Origin of the sequence: Nguyenibacter vanlangensis (assembly GCF_013376155.1) — a bacterium.
Classification (GTDB): Bacteria; Pseudomonadota; Alphaproteobacteria; order Acetobacterales; family Acetobacteraceae; genus Gluconacetobacter; species Gluconacetobacter vanlangensis.
On record NZ_JABXXP010000530.1, the window covers coordinates 1 to 2000 of the forward strand.

Here is a 2000-nt window from a genome sequence, read left to right on the forward strand (position 1 = left end):
CGGCCGCCGATGACCTGCGGGCGGTCCGGCCAGTGGCGGCCGGGCGCGTCCCATGGACGGTCGAGCCGTTCGTCGCGGTTGGCGCCGAACAGGAGCGGCCAGGCGGTGCCGGGGGCAAGGGACAGGACGATGGTGCACACGATATCAGTTTGTATACTGCATCACGCGCGCGGTCACGTGTCCCCCCGGGAAATATGCCCCTGGGAAATATGTCCCTGGGAAATATGCCCCCAGGAAACATGTCCCTCGCGCCCCCGATTTACCCCCGGGCCGGGCCGGGTTCGCCGAACACGCGGGTGAAGCTGCGGTCCAGGGCACCGAGATGGGCGTTGCTGTCCATGGCGGCGTCCAGCACGGCGGCGGGGACGCGGCCCGCGACCTCGGGGTCGGCGTCGAGATTGTCGCGGAAGCTGCGGCCGCCCGGCTTGCCGAGCATGGTCCAGGTGGCCATGGCGTTGCGCTGGACGATACGGTACGCGTCGTCGCGCAGGATGCCCGCGCGGGCCAGGGCCAGCAGCACCTCGCCGGAATGGACCACGCCGCCCAGGCTTTCGAGATTGGCCAGCATCTGGTCGGGATAGACGACCAGCTTGTCCATCATGCCGGCCAGGCGGGCCAGGGCGAAATCGAGCCCGATCGTGCCGTCGGGGCAGATATTGCGCTCGACCGAGGAATGGCTGATGTCGCGCTCATGCCACAGGGCGACGTTTTCCAGCGCCGGGATGACGTGGGCGCGTACCAGGCGGGCCAGGCCGGTGAGGTTTTCCGACAGCACCGGGTTGCGCTTGTGCGGCATGGCCGACGAGCCCTTCTGGCCCGGGTGGAAGAATTCCTCGGCCTCGCGCACTTCGGAGCGCTGGAGGTGGCGGACTTCGATCGCCAGGCGTTCGATGCCGCTGGCGATGACCGCGAGCGTGCAGAAATAGGCGGCGTGGCGGTCGCGGGGGATGACCTGGGTGGAGACCGGCTCGGGCGTCAGGCCGAGCTTTTCGGCCACGTATTCCTCGACCCGGGGATCGACATGGGCGTAGGTGCCGACGGCGCCCGAGATGGCGCAGGTGGCGATTTCGGCGCGGGCGCGCAGCAGGCGGTCGCGGTTGCGGGCGAATTCGGCGTAATGGCCGGCAAGCTTGAGGCCGAAGGAGGTCGGCTCGGCATGGATGGCGTGGCTGCGGCCGATGGTGAGCGTGTATTTATGTTCGAAGGCGCGGCGCCTGAGCGCGTCGAGCACGGCGTCGAGATCGGCCAGCAGCATGTCGGTGGCTTGGACCATCTGGACCGACAGGCAGGTATCGAGCACGTCGGACGAGGTCATGCCCAGATGGACGAAGCGGCTTTCGGGGCCGATCTTCTCGGCCAGCCAGGTCAGGAAGGCGATGACGTCGTGGCGGGTCTCGGCCTCGATTTCATCGATGCGGTCGAGGTCGGCCTGAGAGAAGGCGGCCATGGCGGCGTCGCCCTTCTGCCGGACCGTCCGCGCGGCGTCGGCCGGCACGTCGCCGTATTGCGCCATGGCCTCGCACGCCAGGGCCTCGATCTCGAACCAGATGCGGTACCGGTTCTCGGGGGCCCAGATGGCGGCCATGGCGGGGCGGGTATAGCGGGGGACCATCGTGCTCGGCTTCCTGTCGTCGACGAATGAGGGCGGGCCGCCCCTTTAGCGGATTTCGCGCGCCGCGTCTTCCTTGGAAACTTCCTTGGGGAAACCTCCTTGGGGAAACCTCCTTGGAAGCCTCCATCCGGGGAAACCCCGATCCGGCGACGCGTGCCCCTTGCCGGGCCGCCGGGCGGATGGTCAAGTGCGCCGTGTCCGCCGTCGGAGCGGGGGACGTCGTCCATCGACCCTGTCTTCGGAGCATGACCCTGAGCCTTTCCGTTCTTGCGGCGTTGTTGCAGGTCGTACTGATCGACGTGACGCTGGCCGGCGACAATGCCGTGGTGATCGGCCTGGCGGTGCGCGGCCTGCCGCGCGCCCCGCAGCGGCGGGCCATCCTGGCGGG

The 2000-nt window shown here is 68.8% G+C and carries 3 protein-coding genes; 1 reads left to right on the plus strand and 2 read right to left on the minus strand.

Features of this window, described 5'->3' with window-relative positions:
- Positions 1-140, minus strand: a 140-nt coding sequence (locus HUK84_RS23695) for an NRDE family protein (protein WP_176641211.1), incomplete at its 3' end; no start/stop codon positions are given.
- Positions 141-259: 119 nt separating this feature from the next.
- A complete protein-coding gene (gene purB, locus HUK84_RS16260) occupies positions 260-1612 on the minus strand; it encodes an adenylosuccinate lyase (RefSeq protein WP_176641212.1) in 1353 nt (450 codons plus the stop codon).
- A gap of 245 nt (positions 1613-1857) precedes the next feature.
- Between purB and HUK84_RS23290 the strand changes: the two genes are divergently transcribed.
- Positions 1858-2000: TerC family protein (locus HUK84_RS23290; RefSeq protein WP_408887826.1), on the plus strand; the 143-nt coding region annotated here is incomplete at its 3' end.